Annotated in this window: 14 protein-coding genes; 7 read left to right on the forward strand and 7 right to left on the reverse strand. The window is 66.2% G+C overall.

Translation table 11 applies throughout. The features are described 5' to 3' along the window. Window positions 1-32: 32 nt before the first annotated feature. Window positions 33-812: a restriction endonuclease gene (locus ACTJKH_RS12090; protein WP_440737133.1), complete on the forward strand. Its 780-nt coding sequence runs from the start codon at window positions 33-35 to the stop codon at window positions 810-812. 329 nt (window positions 813-1,141) lie between these two features. Here the strand turns inward: ACTJKH_RS12090 and ACTJKH_RS12095 are convergent, their stop codons facing one another. The 6 genes from ACTJKH_RS12095 to nrdH form a co-directional block, all read right to left on the reverse strand. After that, a complete protein-coding gene (locus ACTJKH_RS12095; protein WP_440737134.1) occupies window positions 1,142-1,804 on the reverse strand; it encodes a toll/interleukin-1 receptor domain-containing protein in 663 nt (220 codons plus the stop codon). A gap of 44 nt (window positions 1,805-1,848) precedes the next feature. Beyond that, the gene (gene nrdI, locus ACTJKH_RS12100; RefSeq protein ID WP_440737135.1) at window positions 1,849-2,322 is read right to left on the reverse strand and encodes a class Ib ribonucleoside-diphosphate reductase assembly flavoprotein NrdI; all 474 of its coding nucleotides are present in this window, start codon (window positions 2,320-2,322) and stop codon (window positions 1,849-1,851) included. A gap of 448 nt (window positions 2,323-2,770) precedes the next feature. Next, window positions 2,771-3,751 carry a class 1b ribonucleoside-diphosphate reductase subunit beta gene (gene nrdF / locus ACTJKH_RS12105; RefSeq protein WP_045253201.1) on the reverse strand — a complete coding sequence of 327 codons (981 nt, stop codon included), beginning with the start codon at window positions 3,749-3,751 and terminating at the stop codon, window positions 2,771-2,773. Between the two features lie 31 nt (window positions 3,752-3,782). Further along, window positions 3,783-5,903 carry a class 1b ribonucleoside-diphosphate reductase subunit alpha gene (nrdE, locus tag ACTJKH_RS12110; RefSeq protein ID WP_056517749.1) on the reverse strand — a complete coding sequence of 707 codons (2,121 nt, stop codon included), beginning with the start codon at window positions 5,901-5,903 and terminating at the stop codon, window positions 3,783-3,785. Between the two features lie 20 nt (window positions 5,904-5,923). After that, window positions 5,924-6,385 (reverse strand): class Ib ribonucleoside-diphosphate reductase assembly flavoprotein NrdI, encoded by a 462-nt coding sequence (gene nrdI / locus ACTJKH_RS12115; protein WP_210098993.1) that lies wholly within the window; start codon window positions 6,383-6,385, stop codon window positions 5,924-5,926. 6 nt (window positions 6,386-6,391) lie between these two features. Next, complete coding sequence (gene nrdH, locus ACTJKH_RS12120; protein ID WP_210098994.1) at window positions 6,392-6,625, reverse strand: glutaredoxin-like protein NrdH; 234 nt, start codon at window positions 6,623-6,625, stop codon at window positions 6,392-6,394. 389 nt (window positions 6,626-7,014) lie between these two features. On the opposite strand from nrdH, the gene ACTJKH_RS12125 reads away from it, so the two are divergent. The 6 genes from ACTJKH_RS12125 to ACTJKH_RS12150 all read left to right on the forward strand — a co-directional run bounded on the left by ACTJKH_RS12125 (window position 7,015) and on the right by ACTJKH_RS12150 (window position 13,051). Further along, window positions 7,015-8,223, forward strand: a complete 1,209-nt coding sequence (locus ACTJKH_RS12125; protein ID WP_440737136.1) for an MFS transporter — start codon at window positions 7,015-7,017, stop codon at window positions 8,221-8,223. Next, window positions 8,220-9,134: a sugar kinase gene (locus ACTJKH_RS12130; RefSeq protein WP_440737137.1), complete on the forward strand. Its 915-nt coding sequence runs from the start codon at window positions 8,220-8,222 to the stop codon at window positions 9,132-9,134. Before ACTJKH_RS12125 ends, ACTJKH_RS12130 begins: the two co-directional genes overlap by 4 nt. Window positions 9,135-9,188: 54 nt before the next feature. Further along, a complete protein-coding gene (locus ACTJKH_RS12135) occupies window positions 9,189-9,947 on the forward strand; it encodes an alpha/beta fold hydrolase (protein WP_440737138.1) in 759 nt (252 codons plus the stop codon). Continuing rightward, a complete protein-coding gene (locus tag ACTJKH_RS12140; RefSeq protein WP_440737139.1) occupies window positions 9,944-11,104 on the forward strand; it encodes an acyl-CoA dehydrogenase family protein in 1,161 nt (386 codons plus the stop codon). Before ACTJKH_RS12135 ends, ACTJKH_RS12140 begins: the two co-directional genes overlap by 4 nt. Window positions 11,105-11,192: 88 nt before the next feature. Further along, window positions 11,193-11,660: an Lrp/AsnC family transcriptional regulator gene (locus tag ACTJKH_RS12145; RefSeq protein WP_210098999.1), complete on the forward strand. Its 468-nt coding sequence runs from the start codon at window positions 11,193-11,195 to the stop codon at window positions 11,658-11,660. Next, complete coding sequence (locus tag ACTJKH_RS12150; RefSeq protein WP_440737140.1) at window positions 11,657-13,051, forward strand: aspartate aminotransferase family protein; 1,395 nt, start codon at window positions 11,657-11,659, stop codon at window positions 13,049-13,051. Before ACTJKH_RS12145 ends, ACTJKH_RS12150 begins: the two co-directional genes overlap by 4 nt. Window positions 13,052-13,069: 18 nt before the next feature. Here ACTJKH_RS12150 and ACTJKH_RS12155 read toward each other — a convergent pair whose 3' ends face one another. Next, on the reverse strand, window positions 13,070-14,608 hold the full coding sequence (locus tag ACTJKH_RS12155) for a PucR family transcriptional regulator (RefSeq protein WP_440737141.1): 1,539 nt from the start codon (window positions 14,606-14,608) through the stop codon (window positions 13,070-13,072). Window positions 14,609-14,634 lie beyond the last annotated feature (26 nt).

Raw genomic sequence — 14,634 nt, forward strand, 5'->3', positions numbered from 1 at the left:
CGCAAGCTTCACGGACTGCTATGACTGGGGGCATGATTACTTCTTGGGCTGAGGCAGAGATGGCCGCTGCCGTGCACATGCGCTCGCTCGGTTTCGCCGATGCCGAGATCACCCGGCGCGGTGCCGACAAGGGCATCGACGTCCTCGCGACCAGCGGCTCCGCTCAGGTGAAGCACATGCGCAAACCAGTGGGCTCTCCGACGGTGCAGCAGTTCATCGGAGCGGCGGCTCCGAACAGTGTCGCACTCATCTACTCCCTCTCTGGTTTCACCGCGCAGGCCGTCGAGATCGCCGACGAGACGGACGTCGCACTGTTCGCCTACGCGGTTGAAGAGAGCTACTCGCCGGCGAACCGGCACGCCCAGACGTTGGCCGAGATCGGTTACGTGGACTACACCCTCGACTCCCGGACTGAGCGGTCCCAGAAGCTGGTTGATGGTGTCGGCACGTACCTGGCCGAGGCGTACTCGTTCGCTGGCAATGTAGCCTCTGCCGCTTCAAGCTCAGCAGTCGCTACCTTGCGCCGCCGACTGGAGACTGTTCAGAACCGGTTGTCCGCACTCGTAGATGACGAAGATGTTGCTCGGGCCCGGTCAGAGTTCACCGCGATACAAGAATCCCAGCGCCGGCTTCTGTATCTCACCGAAGTGTTCGCAGACTGGGATTCCGCCCGCGAGTTCAGCGGCAGCCTCCCCCGCATGATGATGAAGGCGATTCGAGTCGAACAGATCGCTCTGGCTGTTTCTCGAGACCTCCATCTGATTCCGGGGGACGATTTCGATCTGACGATGGACACTTGGGCGACGACCTGAACGCCGCCCGCCGCCGGGTACCGCGATGCCTGGGCCTATCGGACCTGCCTGGTTTCGCTCGTAGGTGAGGGCCGTCAGGCGTATCGCGCCGACAGCCGCGGCACTCCATCCCACCGCGTTCCCCGCTCCCAGCTCGATACGTAGATGGACCACTCCCCCTGGTCATCAAGAATGCGTCGGCGAAGCCCTTCGCTCCGGAACGACCCCGGCGCTGGAACGACGATTGTCTGCGCTGGACCGGTTGCACGCGAGGCCCGCACGACACGGCCATCGTTCTTGTCCTCGGCAAGGACCTGTCCCGCTACCTCACCCGTCCGGAAGGGCTGTAATTACTCGGGGCGGACCGCGTTCGCGATCTTCACGGCGATATCGACCAGGGAGACGCCATCGCTAGTGAGCCCTGCTCGCGCTCCGAGGAGCGGGCTCTCCGCACGAAGCTGGTCATAACTGATGCCGTGAGCCACCGGGATGACTCGCTCCGTCGCCAGCAGCGCTGACAGCTCCTGCTCGGCGACGCCCTCATTCGCCAGGCTCTCCAGCATGTGTGGAGTCATCAGCACCACTCCGATGCGGGACATGCGAAGGCCCTTGTCGATGGCGCGAATCAGCGACGTACCCAGCGCGACGTCCTTCTCGCTGAACCAGACGTCCACACCGTACGAATCCAGCAGATCGTGCAGCTCTGCGGCTGCGCCTTCACGGTCGCCCCAGGCGTGGCACAGGAAGATGTCGCGGCGCTCAGGATGCACCTGCGCTTGCTCAGCAGCCATCGCGCGGACCGGCTCAAGGTACGCGCGCTCCGTCACCGTGTACGACACCGACGGGCGGCTGGCGCGCACCTTTTGGTTGAAGTCTCGTTGCGCCTTGCGCGCGGCAACGTTCGCGTCACGTTCGAGCTTGTTCTGAATCCGATTCAGCTCGGAATTCATCTCACGCTCGATCTTGCGTCCTGCTGCGCGCACCTGTGAACGAAGCTGCGACTGCGAAGGCATCCGTCGTATAGCCATAATGATCCCTGCTTTCCGGCCGTCGGTTCTTATCGACGTCCAATTTCCGTCGAGCTCGCCAAGCTCTCCGAGCGCAGGTCCCACCCACGTCGCAGACCGTCAGTGACGAGATCGACATCGTCGTGTGTGCCGAAGATTTCTAGCCGATACAAGTGAGGCACGTGGCACTTGCGGCTGATGATGTCACCGGCGAGGCAGAACGACTCGCCGAAGTTGGTGTTGCCCGCGGAGGTGACTCCGCGGATCTGATTCCGATTGCGCTCATCGTTGAGGAAACGGATCACTTTCTTGGGAACAGCGCCTCGTTCGACGACGCCCCCCTCGCCACCACCATAGGTGGGGGTGACGAGAACGAACGGCTCATCCACGACGAGGTCGTCCGCTCGACTGTGGAGAGGGATGCGTCGGGCACGAAGCCCGAGCTTCTTCACAAAGCGCGCAGTGTTGCCCGACACGGTCGAGAAGAAGACCAGAAGAGGCGCCTCGGATGGGGCGGCGCTCATCGTCGACGTGTGCGACCATTGCGTGGTCATTGGCTCCCCCGATCCATCCTGCAATGCCCTCATCTGGTGTAGAGGGACACTCCGAGCGATTCCTCCAACATGACCATCGCCCGCAGATGAGGCCACGCTGCGCCCGCAAGCACCCGTCTCACAGATCCCTCATCGAGACCTGCATCTGCGGCAACCCGCCTGACACTCTTCTCTCCAATTGCCGCACGCAGATTCACAACAAATCTGCGTGCCGCTTCACCAGCGGGGTCAGGAGAAGGCTTCTCTGGCCACGACTCGGTGAGGTCCTTCGGAGTGGGGTGCGGCTTGTTAGGCAAAGGCCTCGCACCCCACTCTCAATGGTTTCTTACGCCAGGTACCGAATCAGTGCCGATGCCTATGACGTGTGTCAACTTCAACGTGTGGCGGCGCCGTAATGCGTGACGCCGCACAGTGCGACTCAGAAGTCCCAGTCGTCGTCTTCCGTCGCCTCGGCCTTGCCGATGACGTAGGAGGATCCCGAGCCCGAGAAGAAGTCGTGGTTCTCGTCGGCGTTCGGCGAGAGCGCCGACAGGATCGCCGGGTTCACGTTCGTCACGGTCGAGGGGAACATCGCTTCGTAGCCGAGGTTCATCAGCGCCTTGTTGGCGTTGTAGTGCAGGAACTTCTTGACGTCTTCGGTCAGGCCGACACCGTCATAGAGGTCCTGCGTGTACTGCACCTCGTTGTCGTAGAGCTCGAACAGCAGGTTGAAGGTGTAGTCCTTCAGCTCCTGGCGACGCTCTTCGGTCTCGTTCTCGAGACCCTTCTGGAACTTGTATCCGATGTAGTACCCGTGCACGGCCTCGTCACGGATGATGAGGCGGATCAGGTCGGCCGTGTTCGTGAGCTTCGCCTTCGACGACCAGTAGATCGGCAGGTAGAAGCCCGAGTAGAACAGGAACGACTCGAGCAGCGTCGAGGCGATCTTGCGCTTGAGCGGGTCATCGCCCTGGTAGTAATCCATGATGATCTGAGCCTTCTTCTGAAGGTTCGGATTCTCGGTCGACCAGCGGAACGCCTCGTCGATCTCCTTCGTCGACGCGAGCGTCGAGAAGATCGAGGAGTAGCTCTTCGCGTGCACCGACTCCATGAACGCGATGTTCGTGTATACCGCCTCTTCGTGCGGGGTGATCGCGTCAGGGATCAGCGAGACCGCGCCGACGGTGCCCTGGATCGTGTCGAGCAGCGTCAGGCCGGTGAAGACCCGCATGGTGAGCAGCTGCTCGTCGGGCGTCAGCGTGTTCCACGACTGGATGTCGTTCGACAGCGGCACCTTCTCGGGCAGCCAGAAGTTGTTCACCAGACGGTTCCAGACCTCGAGGTCCTTGTCGTCGATGATGCGGTTCCAGTTGATCGCCTGAACGCTGTCGACCAGCTTGATCGGGGGGTGGGGAGTCATGATTCGTCGTTTCTCGTGTTCAGTGACGGGCTCAGAGCATGCAGGAGACGCACTCGGTCATGTCGGTGCCCTCCAGTGCCATCTGACGCAGACGGATGTAGTAGATCGTCTTGATGCCCTTGCGCCATGCGTAGATCTGAGCCTTGTTGATGTCACGCGTCGTGGCGGTGTCCTTGAAGAACAGCGTCAGCGACAGGCCCTGGTCGACGTGCTGCGTGGCGGCGGCGTACGTGTCGATGACCTTCTCGTAGCCGATCTCGTAGGCGTCCTGGTAGTACTCCAGGTTGTCGTTCGTCATGAACGGCGCCGGGTAGTAGACGCGGCCGAGCTTGCCTTCCTTGCGGATCTCGATCTTCGACGCGATCGGGTGGATCGACGACGTCGAGTTGTTGATGTACGAGATCGAGCCGGTCGGCGGCACCGCCTGCAGGTTCTGGTTGTAGATGCCGTGCTCCTGGATCGACGACTTCAGCGCCACCCAGTCGGCCTGCGTCGGGATGTGCTTGCCGGCGAAGAGCTCCTTGACCTTCTCTGTCTCGGGCTCCCAGGCGCGCTCGATGTACTTGTCGAAGAACTCCCCCGACGCGTACGTCGAGTCCTCGAAGCCGTCGAAGGCCTGCTTGCGCTCGATCGCGATGTTGTTCGAGGCGCGCAGCGCGTGGAACAACACCGTGTAGAAGTAGATGTTCGTGAAGTCGATGCCCTCTTCGGAGCCGTAGTGCACGTGCTCGCGAGCGAGGAAGCCGTGCAGGTTCATCTGGCCGAGGCCGATCGCGTGCGAGCGGTCGTTGCCGTCTTCGATCGAGCGGACCGAGCGGATGTGGCTCTGGTCGCTGACCGCGCTCAGTGCGCGGATGGCGGTCTCGACCGTCTGACCCAGGTCATCGGCATCCATCGACAGCGCGATGTTCATCGAGCCGAGGTTGCAGGAGATGTCCTTGCCGATCTGGTCGTACGACAGGTCGTCGTTGTACGTGGTCGGCGTGTTCACCTGCAGGATCTCGCTGCAGAGGTTGGACATGTTGATGCGGCCCTTGATCGGGTTGGCCTTGTTCACCGTGTCCTCGAACATGATGTACGGGTAGCCCGACTCGAACTGGATCTCGGCGATGGTCTGGAAGAACTCGCGCGCGTTGATCTTGGTCTTCTTGATGCGCGGGTTGTCGACCATCTCGCGGTACTTCTCGGTGACCGAGATGTCACCGAAGGGAACGCCGTAGACCTTCTCGACGTCGTACGGCGAGAAGAGATACATGTCCTCGCCGTTCTTGGCGAGCTCGAACGTGATGTCCGGAACGACGACTCCGAGCGACAGCGTCTTGATGCGGATCTTCTCGTCGGCGTTCTCACGCTTGGTGTCGAGGAAGCGCATGATGTCGGGGTGGTGCGCGTTGAGGTACACCGCTCCTGCGCCCTGACGGGCACCGAGCTGGTTGGCGTAGCTGAAGCTGTCTTCGAGGAGCTTCATCACGGGGATGATGCCCGAGGACTGGTTCTCGATCTGCTTGATCGGCGCGCCGGCCTCACGGATGTTCGAGAGCAGCAGCGCCACGCCGCCGCCGCGCTTGGAGAGCTGGAGAGCGGAGTTGATGCCGCGGGCGATCGACTCCATGTTGTCTTCGATGCGCAGCAGGAAGCAGCTGACGAGCTCGCCGCGCTGCGCCTTGCCCGAGTTGAGGAAGGTCGGGGTGGCGGGCTGGAAGCGTCCGGAGATGATCTCCTCGACCAGCGCGACCGCGAGCTTCTCGTCTCCGCCTGCGAGGCCGAGGGCCGTCATCACGACGCGGTCCTCGAAGCGCTCGAGGTAGCGCTTGCCGTCGAACGTCTTGAGCGTGTAGCTCGTGTAGTACTTGAAGGCGCCGAGGAAGGTCTCGAAGCGGAACTTCTTGCCGTACGCGAGGTCGTTGAGCTGCTGGATGAACTCGAGCGAGTACTGCTCGATCACGGCCGGCTCGTAGTACTCCTTCTCGACCAGGTAGTCGAGGCGCTCCTTGAGCGAGTGGAAGAACACCGTGTTCTGGTTGACGTGCTGCAGGAAGTACTCGCGTGCCGCCCGCTTGTCGGCGTCGAACTGGATCTTGCCGTTCGCGTCGTACAGGTTCAGCATCGCGTTGAGGGCGTGGTAGTCCAGGCCCTCATAGGTCGGGTTCATCTTGAACGCCACCGTGTCGGTCACTGAGTCAGTCCCTGCCTGCTCGTCAACTGCGGTACCCACCGTCGCTCCAATCCGTCGCTCACGCGATCAACATCGTCTTGTGTGCCGAAGATCTCGAGCCGATACAAGTGAGGCACGTTGCACTTGCGGCTGATGATGTCACCGGCGAGACAGAAGGACTCGCCGAAGTTGGTGTTGCCCGCGGAGATCACTCCGCGGATGTGTCGCCGGTTGCGCTCGTCGTTGAGGAACCGGATCACCTGCTTGGGCACCGCACCTCGTTCGACGCCGCGCCCCTCACCCCCGCCGTAGGTGGGAGTGATCAGCACGAAGGGCTCGTCGATGACGAGATCTTCCTGCTGACGGAGAAGGGGAATGCGTCGGGCCGGAAGCCCGAGCTTCTCCACGAAGCGCGCGGTGTTACCCGAGGTGCTCGAGAAGTAGACCAGGAGCGGCGCAGCGGTCGCGACGGCGCTCATGGGGTGTCACGCCAGACGCGAGGCGAGCTCGTCGATCTTGTCGGGGCGGAAGCCCGACCAGTGACCCTCGTCGGTGACGACGACGGGTGCCTGCATGTAGCCGAGCGCCTTGACCTGCTCCAGGGCCGTCGGGTCCTCCGACAGGTCGAGGATGTCGTACTCGATGCCCTTGGCGTCGAGCGCGCGGTACGTCGCGTTGCACTGGACGCAGGACGGCTTGGTGTAGACCGTGATCGACATTCTTTCGCTTCCCCTCAAATCTCTGATTGCTTCTTCTTCTCAAGCATTTTCCGGCAGACCCTCGCCGGGATCTCAATACTACATATAGGTACGGACATTCAGGGTGACCACTAGGGGTAGTAGTTACAGTCGTGTAGTTTTCCACCGCTCTCCACTGTTACAACACAGGTTCTCCACCGTTTCTTCCACAGGCCGGACCCCCTGAGAGAGGCCTCCGAACCGCGAGAAATCGCGGCTGGGAAGCACCTGTGAGAGATCCATCCACAGGCGGCACGATACGGGCGGCCTCGGACATCGGATTTTCTGTGGAAACGCACCTCCGGCGTGTCGCGGCGTGTCGCCGAGACACCCCTTCGACCGGTGTCGCCGGCTCCCGGTAGCGTGGACCCGTGGCGGGATATCGGGACCTACTTCGCACGCCCGGAGTGGCGCGCATGATCGCGGCGCAGCTGACCGCGCGATTCCCCAACGGGATGAGCTCGCTCGCGATCCTCCTGCATGTGGAGCAGCAGACCGGCTCCTACGGATCCGCCGGGCTCGTGCTCGCCGCGACGAGTGTCGGACAGGCGGTCGCCGGCCCCATCACGAGCCGCTGGATGGGCGCGTGGGGCATGCGTCGTGTGCTGACCCTCACGCTCAGCGTGTGCGTGATCGCCGTGCTCGGACTCGCGTTCCTGCCCTTGAACGTGCCCGGCTACATGGTCCTCGGCATGATCGCCGGGCTCTCGACACCGCCGGTGCAGGCCGCGGTGCGCACCATCTATCCCAAGCTCGTCAACGCCAAGCAGCTCACCCCGCTGTTCTCGCTCGACGCCTCGCTGCAGGAGATCATCTGGGTGCTGGCGCCCGTCGTGATCACGCTGGTCTCGACACAGGTCGGAACGGCGGAGGGACTGCTCCTCGTCGCGGTCGTCCTGGTCGGCGGAGGGGCGTGGTTCATCCTCTCCCCCGAGGTCGGACGCGTGCGCATCCCCCGCAGCCGCAGCGCTCTCGGCAAGGTCGTCCTCAAGCCTCCGGTGCTCCTCGCCACGATCATCGGCTTCCTGCTCATCGGCGCCTGCTCGGCCGTCGAGGTCGGAGTCGTCGCGACGTTCGAGCACGGCAGCCTCGCGGCCGGCGTCGTGCTCGCGGTGTTCGCCGTCGGCAGCCTCGCCGGAGGACTCTCGTTCGGGCACATCCCGATCGGCCCCTGGGCGATGGCCCGCCGCCTCACGATCGTCACGATCGGTCTCGCCCTCACGATGTTCTCCCTCAACGAGTTCTGGCTCGGCGGCACCCTGATCGTCGCCGGGATCGGCATCGCCCCGGCGCTCGCCGTGCTGTTCGCCATCACGACCGCGAGCGTCAAGTTCAGCGAGACCGCCGAGGCGTTCGGCTGGGCGGGCACCGGCCAGCTCATCGGGGCGGCAGCCGGATCCGCCGTGGCCGGGTTCCTCGTCGACGCGACGGATCCGCGTGGCGCCTACCTCGCCGCGACGCTGTTCGCGGCTGCCGCTCTCGTCGTCTCGATCGTGTTCGTCCGCTTCTTCCCCGATCTGCGTCACCGCGACGCGAGCCCCCACCCCGACACCGAACCCCTGGCGGTCACCCCTTCATGAGCTCTGTCCCCTCCCCCGCATCCACCGCCCCCGAGGTCGTCTGCGTGGGCGAGTCCATGGGTCTCGTCACGGCACTCGGCGCACCGCTCGCCGAGACCGAGACCGCAGCCCTCGGGCTCGCGGGCGCAGAGGGCAACGTCGCGGTGGGCCTTGTCGCAGCGGGGCATACGGCGGCGTGGGCCTCACGTCTCGGCGACGACCCGATCGGCGAGCGGATCTCCACCGAGCTCACTCGTCGAGGCGTCGACCTGTGGGTCACGACCGATGCGGATGCTCCGACCGGCGTCATGTTCAAGGATCCCGGCGTCGAGTCCTCCTCCGTCTACTACTACCGCCGCGGGTCGGCGGCATCGCTGATGGGTCCGGGGTTCCTCGACGCCGCACAGCTCGCCGGCGTCCGGATCGTGCACACCACCGGCATCACCCCCGCGCTCTCTCCGTCGTGCCGCGCGATGGTCGACCAGCTCTCCGTCGATGCCCGCGCAGCAGGTGCCCTCGTCTCCTTCGACGTGAACGATCGTCGCGCGCTGTGGACCATGCAGGATGCCGCCGAAACGGTGGCCCGCCTCGCGGATGCGGCCGACATCGCGTTCGTCGGACGCGATGAGGCCGAGCGCATCTGGGGCACCGTGACGCCCGCCGCGATCCGCGCTCACCTCCCGCACTGCGGTCTGCTGATCGTCAAGGACGGCGACATCGGCGCGACGGCGTTCCACGGCGAGGCCGAGCCGGTGTTCGTGCCCGCTCCGCGCGTCGACGTCGTCGAGCCGGTCGGCGCCGGTGACGCGTTCGCCGCAGGTTTCCTCGCCGCGACCCTCGACGGCGCCGGCCTCGCCGACCGTCTCACCGCCGGGCACGCCGCCGCCGCCCGCGTGCTCACGACGCACGGCGACCTGCCTCCGCTGATCTGACCTCACGTGACTGCGACCGAGCTGCCCTGCGCATCCCGGTCGTAGGCTTGCTGCATGCCCGCACCGCTCTCGTTGCCTCGCATCTCCTGGGGAGACCCGACGTCTGACCGCCGCGTCCTCCTCGTGCACGGACTCGGCTCGTCCGGTGCGCTCATGTGGCGCCTCGGCACCGCTCTGGCAGACGCGGGCCGGCACGCGACCGCGGTCGATCTGCGCGGCCACGGAGACGCCCCGCGAGCCCTCGACTACTCGGTCGCCGCCTACGGCGCAGACCTCGTCGCGACGCTCCCCGACGGCGGCGGACCGTGGGATGCGGTCGTCGGCCACTCGCTCGGTGGCGCCTCGGCCACGGTGGCCGCGGCATCCGCCCCGGAGTGGACCCGCCGACTCGTGCTCCTCGACCCCGCGATCCTCGTCGGCGGCCGTGACGCCACGATCGTGCGCAAGAGCCAGGAGCGCGCGTTCGCCGACAACCGGGTCGAGCTGGTGCAGCAGGAGCATCCGCACTGGCATCCGCAGGACTGGGAGCTCAAGGTCGACGCGGTGCACCGCACGAGCGCCTGGGCGGTCGAGCAGACGAGCAGGCAGAACACTCCTTGGGATGTCACCGCGGATGCCGCGCGTCTGAGCGTCCCCACGCACGTGATCGCCTCGGATCCCGCGGTCTACAGCATCTTCACCGGCGATGTGGCGGCCGGCGTGCTCGCCTCGAACCCGCTCATCACGATGTCGGTGGTCGCGGGATCGGGGCACTCGCTGCACCGCGACAAGCCCGAGGAGACCATCCGACAGCTGGAAGAGGCACTCGCATGAGCACGTTCGATCCGACCGCCTTCCTCCCCGACGATCTGCTCGAGCGCATCCGCGAACGCGCGCCGATCCACGACCGCGACAACACGTTCCCGCAGCACGACCTCGATGAGCTCCGCGACGCGGGCTACCTGTCGATCCTCGTGCCGACCGAGCGCGGCGGCGCGGGTCTGGGACTCGCCGAGGCGGCGATCCTGCAGCAGCGCCTCGCCACGGCAGCCCCGGCGACGGCGCTCGCCATCAACATGCACCTCGTCTGGACGGGCGTCGCCAAGGTCTTCTCCGACCGCGGAGTCCCGGGCCTCGAGTTCGTGCAGGACGGTGCGGTCGCCGGTGAGGTCTTCGCGTTCGGCATCAGCGAGGGCGGCAACGACCTCGTGCTGTTCGGCAGCGACACGGATGCCGTGCCTACCGCCGACGACGGCTACTCCTTCACCGGCACCAAGATCTTCACCTCGCTCGCGCCCGTCTGGACTCGGCTCGGCCTGCACGGACTCGACACCACGAGCCCCGACGCCCCCAAGCTCGTGTTCGCCTTCGTCGACCGCACCGATGCGGTCGTCACGGGTGATGACTGGGACACCCTCGGCATGCGTGGGACGCAGAGCAGGACGACCCGCCTGAACGGGGCACTCGCGGATGCCGCCCACGTGGTGCGCCGCATCGATCCGGGCCCGAACCCCGACCCCATCGTGTTCGGCATCTTCTCGGTCTTCGAGATCCTGCTCGCCTCGGTGTACACCGGCATTGCGCGACGCGCGCTCGACCTCGCGGTCGAAACCGCCCAGAAGCGCCGCTCGAAGAAGACGGGCGCCGCCTACAGCCAGGACCCCGACATCCGCTGGCGGATCGCCGACATGGGCCTCGCGTACGACGCTCTGCCGCCACAGATCGCCGCACTCGCCCGCGACGTCGACGAGAAGGTCGACAACGGCGCCCGCTGGTTCGCCCTGCTCTCGGGAGTCAAACACCGCGCCATCACCATGTCGAAGCACGTCGTCGATCAGGCCATGCTCGTCGCGGGCGGCGGCTCGTACTTCTCGTCGAACGAGCTCTCGCGCTTGTACCGCGATGTGCTGGCGGGGGCCTTCCACCCGTCCGACCCGGAGTCGGCGCACGCCACCGCGGCGAGCGCGTGGCTGGGACCGCTGGAGTCCTAACCCCGGTATTCTGCGGTTTCCCCGTCAGGGAATGAGAGATTCTGCGGAATCGGTTGAAGAGAGCCCGCTCCGGTGCGAGGATCGCATCATGGCGTCCTCGAAGAAGCACCCCCCACTGGATGATGTCGCAAAGACGATCATCGAGCTGCTCCAGGAGGATGGGCGCCGCTCGTACTCCGACATCGGCCGCGAGGTGGGCCTGAGCGAGGCCGCCGTGCGGCAGCGCGTGCAGCGCCTCACCGAGTCCGGTGTCATGCAGATCGTCGCGGTCACCGACCCGATGCAGCTGGGCTTTCCCCGGCAGGCGATGATCGGCATCCGGGTCTCCGGGGACACCCGGATCGTCGCCGAGGCCATCGCCGAGATCCCCGCGATCGACTACGTCGTGATCACGGTCGGATCCTTCGACATCCTCGCCGAGGTCGTCTGCGAGGACGACGAAGACTTGCTCGCCATGATCAACGACCACATCCGCCCGATCGACGGGGTGCTGTCGACCGAGACCTTCATCTACGCCAAGCTGCAGAAGCAGCTCTACAACTGGGGGACCAGATGAGCACGCAACGCACGACACCGTCCGAGGCCGAACTCCAGGCGATGGCCAAGGATCATCTGTGGATGCACTTCACGCGCCAGTCCACGATGGAGAAGAGCGGCGTCCCGATCATCGTCAAGGGCGACGGGCACCGCATCTGGGACTCGAAGGGCAAGGAGTACTTCGACGGCCTCGCCGGGCTCTTCGTCGTGAACGCCGGGCACGGGCGCCGTCGTCTCGCCGAGGCCGCGGCCACGCAGGCATCCGAGCTCTCCTTCTTCCCGCTCTGGTCGTACGCGCACCCCGCGGCGATCGAACTCGCCGACCGGCTCGCCGACGAGGCCCCCGGCGACCTCAACCGCGTGTTCTTCTCCACCGGCGGCGGCGAGGCCGTCGAGACCGCGTTCAAGCTCGCGAAGCACTACTGGAAGCTGCAGGGCAAGCCCACCAAGCACAAGGTCATCTCGCGCTCGGTCGCCTACCACGGCACCCCGCAAGGAGCTCTCGCGATCACCGGCATCCCGGCGATGAAGTCGATGTTCGAGCCGGTCACCCCCGGCGGGTTCCGGGTGCCGAACACCAACTTCTACCGCGCGGCCGAGATGGGCGGCCCGAGCGACGACCTCGAGGCGTTCGGCCGTTGGGCCGCCGACCGGATCGAGGAGATGATCCTGTTCGAGGGCGCAGACACGGTCGCCGCCGTCTTCCTCGAGCCGGTGCAGAACTCGGGCGGATGCTTCCCGCCGCCTCCCGGCTACTTCGCCCGGGTGCGCGAGATCTGCGACCGCCACGATGTGCTGCTCGTCTCCGACGAGGTCATCTGCGCGTTCGGTCGACTCGGCCACACCTTCGCCTGCACCGGTCTCGGCTATGTGCCCGACATGATCACGTGCGCCAAGGGCATGACGAGCGGCTACTCACCGATCGGGGCCACGATCATCAGCGACCGCATCTACGAGCCCTTCTCGAAGGGAGACGTGTCGTTCCCGCACGGCTACACGTTCGGCGGGCACCCGGTCTCGGCCGCAGTCGCACTCGAGAATCTCGCCATCTTCGACGAGGAGGGGCTCAACGAGCACGTGCGCGAGAACTCGCCGCTGTTCCGTGCAGAGCTCGAGACGCTGCTCGACCTGCCGATCGTCGGCGACGTGCGCGGTGACGGCTACTTCTTCGGCATCGAGCTGGTGAAGGACAAGGCCACGAGGGAGACGTTCGACGACGACGAGTCCGAGCGGCTGCTGCGCGGCTTCCTGTCGCCCGCCCTGTTCGAGGCCGGGCTCTACTGCCGCGCCGACGACCGCGGCGACCCCGTGATCCAGCTCGCGCCGCCGCTCACGATCGGCCCTGCCGAGTTCCGCGAGATCGGGCAGATCCTGCGCGGCGTGCTCTCGGAAGCCCAGTCGGTGCTCTAGCCCTCAGTCAGTTCGGGATCAGCCGGATGCCGCGGTGCGCCGCCTCGCGAGAAGTGCGAGGTGGAGCGCCGCGATCGTCTCGCCGTCGTCGAGGTCGGCTCCGAGCAGATCGCCGATCAGCGTGAGCCGCTGATAGAACACCGACCGAGACAGGTGGCTCGCCGCCGCTGCCGCCGAGCGATTGCCCGGGTGGGCGACGAGAGCCGCGAGCACGTCGAGCAGGTCGCCGCGGCGCTCACGATCGTGTCGGATCAGCGGCGACAGCATCCGCTCGCTGTGCTCGTGCAATCGGTGGTCGTCGCGCAGGGTCGCGACGAGCCGTTCGAGCGGGCGGTCGTCGACGCGGCGCACTCGGGTCCCTGCCTCGGCACGATCGCTGTCGGCGAGGTCGCGCGCCGCCCGCAGAGAGCCGAGCAGACCGAGCACGTCGTCGGCGACCGGCCCCACGAACACGGCGCGGTCGGGACCGGCGATGCGCAGCAGCACCTCGTCGGACAGCCCGGCGGATGCGGGCGTCGAGAGCAGTACGACGTCGTCGCCGTCGCCACGGGCGGCCATCACCGCGAATCCCGCCTGCCGCGCACGGTAGGCGAGCTCGCTGATCGAGCCATTGCCGCGTGCCACGATCCCGTGGCAGTGGCGGCCTCGGAGCGAGAAGCCACCGGCGCGCAGCCGTGCGTCGATGTCCTCGGCCTTGGCGAAGCGCGCGCCGAGCAGGTCGTCGATCACCCCACGCTGGGCCAGCAGCGACCACTCGGCGTCGCCGCCGTCGGCGATGCATCCGAAGGCCAGAGCCGTCGCTCCCTGCTCGAGCACCGTGACCCGACCGGCGGGGTGAGCGGCGCCCGGCAGAGCGAGGAGCGTGCCCCAGCGCACCCCCCGCGCCTGCACGGCCACCGTCTCGGCCGCACTGCGGTTCCCGAGCACCTCGGCGACCGCCATTCCTAGTCCCTCGGTCGCGATCACCTCGCCTGCGAGATTCTCGAGCACGACCGGGGCTCCGAGCGCGCGGGCGGTCTCGGACACCACGACGTCGGCGGGAGCCCCCTGCAGACTCAGCGCGGTGAAGAGCTCGTGCAGGTGCTGCCGTTCGCGCAGCGCCTGTGTCTGTGCGGCGATCAGCGCATGATGCACCGCCTCGGTCACGGCGACGAACTTGACCTCGTGCGTGAGCGCGATGAGGGCCAGCCCCACCGTGGCGCAGACGTCGACGACCGGCTGTGGCACCGCCTGCCTCGCGGTCTTCAGCTCGAACACGATGCCGGCGGTGCCCGCCCGATGCAGGCTCGACGCGAAGTCCCGCAGCTCGGCATCATCGACAGGCCACCCCGCCCCGGTGGTCAGCAGCAGCTCGCCGCCGTCGAGCAGACGTGCGACTCCGACGCTGTCGGACACGTGCACCCAGCGCACGGCGGCGTCAAGAGCGGCTCCGCCGACGATCACGTCGGGCTCGCCCTGCTGCACCGCGGCCTCTGCGAGGACGTCGGCGACCGTCAGGAAGACCGCACTCGCCGGACGATCTGTCCGATCGTCGGCGATGTCGCTACGTTCTGACACCGTTCTGGCTCCTCGTGCTCTGTGAT

Origin of the sequence: Microbacterium sp. 22215 (assembly GCF_052045655.1) — a bacterium.
Classification (GTDB): domain Bacteria; phylum Actinomycetota; class Actinomycetes; order Actinomycetales; family Microbacteriaceae; genus Microbacterium; species Microbacterium phyllosphaerae.